The organism is Chthonomonas sp., from assembly GCF_035294505.1.
GTDB lineage: Bacteria > Armatimonadota > Chthonomonadetes > Chthonomonadales > Chthonomonadaceae > Chthonomonas.
Genome location: NZ_DATGKU010000014.1, coordinates 1 through 2,797 on the forward strand (window position 1 = coordinate 1; position 2,797 = coordinate 2,797).

General features: G+C 56.0%; 2 protein-coding genes. Both read left to right on the top strand.

Annotated features, from left to right (window positions below; translation table 11 throughout):
• Positions 1–1,225 (top strand): amidohydrolase (locus VKV18_RS00425; RefSeq protein ID WP_324202253.1); only part of this gene is annotated, 1,225 nt, incomplete at its 5' end.
• A 142-nt stretch (positions 1,226–1,367) separates the two neighbouring features.
• Positions 1,368–2,582: a hypothetical protein gene (locus tag VKV18_RS00430; protein WP_324202254.1), complete on the top strand. Its 1,215-nt coding sequence runs from the start codon at positions 1,368–1,370 to the stop codon at positions 2,580–2,582.
• Positions 2,583–2,797 lie beyond the last annotated feature (215 nt).

The window sequence follows — 2,797 nt, forward strand, 5'->3', positions numbered from 1 at the left end:
CCACGCCCACCTGCGCTCCACGGCTTTCAAGCTTGCCACGGTTGACCTCCAGGGTAAGCCGAGAGATGAAGTGGTGGGCTACCTGAGGCACGCTAAACCCACTATGAACGGGTGGGTTTACGCGCGTGGGTGGGATGAGAGCCAATGGGGTGGCGGGGACTACCTAACACCTGATGAAATTGGGGGTGAGAATCCGGTTCTGGCTGTGCGTGTTGACGGCCACATGGGGGTGCTGAACTATAGAGGAATCACGGTTGCAAGGGGCATGGGTGTGGAGGTGTCCAGTTCGGGTGTAGTCAGGGAGGGTGAGCTAGTAAAACTCGAATCGAAGATTACTGAGGGGTTTGACCTAGGCGGTTGGATGGAGAGGGCGCAGGAGTATTGCCTAGAGAAGGGTGTGACTGCGGTGTGCGACATTGGTCAACCGGATAACATAGAGTATTATTTTAGGAGGCCTCCGCTAATGAGGGTTGTTTTCTCACCTATTGGGTTAACGGGGAGGCGGTGGCGTACAGGTGGGGAGCTCGCCTCAAACCTTTACGCTGGGTTCACGAAGCTGTTCGCTGATGGCTCTATTGGTGCGCGAACAGCCGCAGTATCCTCGGGCTACGTGGACGGTGAGGGGGCGCCACACCTACTCTACACGGACTCACAGCTTGAGGCGATTTACAGTGAATCACTCAGCTCGGGGATGGAGGTGATGACGCACGCTATAGGGGACCTAGCCGTAAACCAGGTTATAAGGGTCTCCAAGAAGTTCAGGGGTAGGAGGCTTAGAGTGGAGCACAATGAGCTAGTAATCCCCGAGGAGTTGGAGGATGATGAAGTGGATATCGTGTGCAGCATGCAACCCAACTTCCTCCAATGGTCGGCTCCAGGAGGACTATACGAGAGAAGGCTTGGCCCACAAATACTATCGGTTAATAATCATTTTAGATGCCTCTTTGAGCGTGGTGTTAGGGTGGCCTTCGGCTCCGACTCGATGCCGCTTGACCCAGTGTACGGCATAAGCCTAGCACTCAACCCACCCCACCCCAAGCAGAAGCTAAGCCTGCAGGAAGCGATAACCTGCTACACGTACAATTCAGCCTACGCCAACCACCTCGAAACCCAGATTGGGTCAATAGAGGTGGGTAAAGCAGCCGACCTAGTCGTGATGGAGACCCAACCCAAGCTCAGAGTGGTTCAAAGCTACGTGGGTGGAGTAAGAATCACGGGGAGCTGAGCTGTTCAGGGTGAGCCACCCCGCCCCGAAGCACGAGGTCTTGGAAAGTGTATAATTACTATATTGTGGTAAGTGTTATATTCCTCAACGTGTCTATTTGTTTGGTTTGAGGATTCCGAAGGTTGTTCGGGAAAATCCATGGATGTGTGCGTCTTGTAAGGGGGTCAAACATCTCTGCGGTGTTTCACCGTGCCCGCTTATAGCGGAGGCTGCGAGCCTCTATAATGTGCGGGTCCAAGCGGGTGGGAGCATCTACGGCTCCTCGCCTCCCTCAGCATTCATGGGTGAGGCGGGCTACCCTATGATAATGGGTGGCCCCCTTGTGCCACTGGATAGTGGTGACACAGGGATCTACGAGGATTCATCCAAGTGGATTGACCTTGGCTTCCCTAAACTCATCGAGATGCGCCTCTCACTCGTGAGGCTCATGACTAAACTGGATGTTCACATCCAAACAAACACTGGCCTGCTTGGACGCGTCCAGGAGGTGGCTCTCGGCTCTAGGCCTGTAGACGTAGAGGCCCGACTCGGCTCCCCTCTGAGTGGTAGGCCGAGCTTCAGTTTCTACACTCCCCCAATGGGCTCCTCAGCTAGGCTTGAGTCAATAGTGTACGTATCCAACCCCTCAGTGCCCAAGGCGGTTGAACGTGTGGTGGGTGACCGTGACCTCCCAGCGGGGGAGGGTGTTGTCGAGCTTTGGCGCTCCGGTGTGAAGGTGGACCACACTCAGAGGCTGCTCTCCGCAGGCCTGCTGGGTAGGAGGAGAAAGCTTGTACCCACTAGGTGGAGTATAACCGCCGTTGACGACGTAGTCTCTAAGAGGCTTATAGAGAGGATAAGAAGTATGCCCACACTCGACGTGACAATGGCTGGCTTCCACAGGGCTCTTGGGAACTCCTTCGGAGTCATCCTAGTGGGGGGTAGGGGGTGGTGGTATGAGATGCTTGAGAGCTGGGCTCCATACGTTGGTGCTGCCTCAGATGAGTCATACTTGGTGCCCTCGGATTGGGAGGACCACCTTGGGAGGAGTACTTACGCGTCAAACCTCGGCGGCGCTTACTATGCCGCTAGGCTCGCTGTTGCAAGCCATCTTTATAGTGTGAACAGGCAAGCGGGGGTCTTCGTGTTCATGGAGGTGGACAGGGAGTGGCTTGCCCCGCTTGGGGTGTGGCGTGTCAGGGAGGGTGTTAAGCTCGCGCTCACCAAGCTGCGCTGCTTCGAAAACACGGGGGCGGCGCTTGAACACGTACTGGGGTTAATGAAGACCTCAAGGCTGAGCTGGCTGAGGGGAAGCACCCTACTCAGGCAGCTACTCGTAACCAGAACACTCGATGAGTTCATGGGTAAAGGTGGATAGACACATGGCTGACTTCCACCCCACCCTGAAGGGCGAGGGCTGCCGTTCCCCTGTCAGCCCAACGCGTTATGCTCCGCTTAGGGAACAACTGAGGGTGTGGGTCCCGTTGCCTTGGGTAGGTGGACGTCAACCATAGCGGGCCTACCGTTTTGAGCCACCCTGAGTGCCTCCTGAAACGCCTTCTCGAACTCTCCGATTGTTGTGGCTGTGGCGGA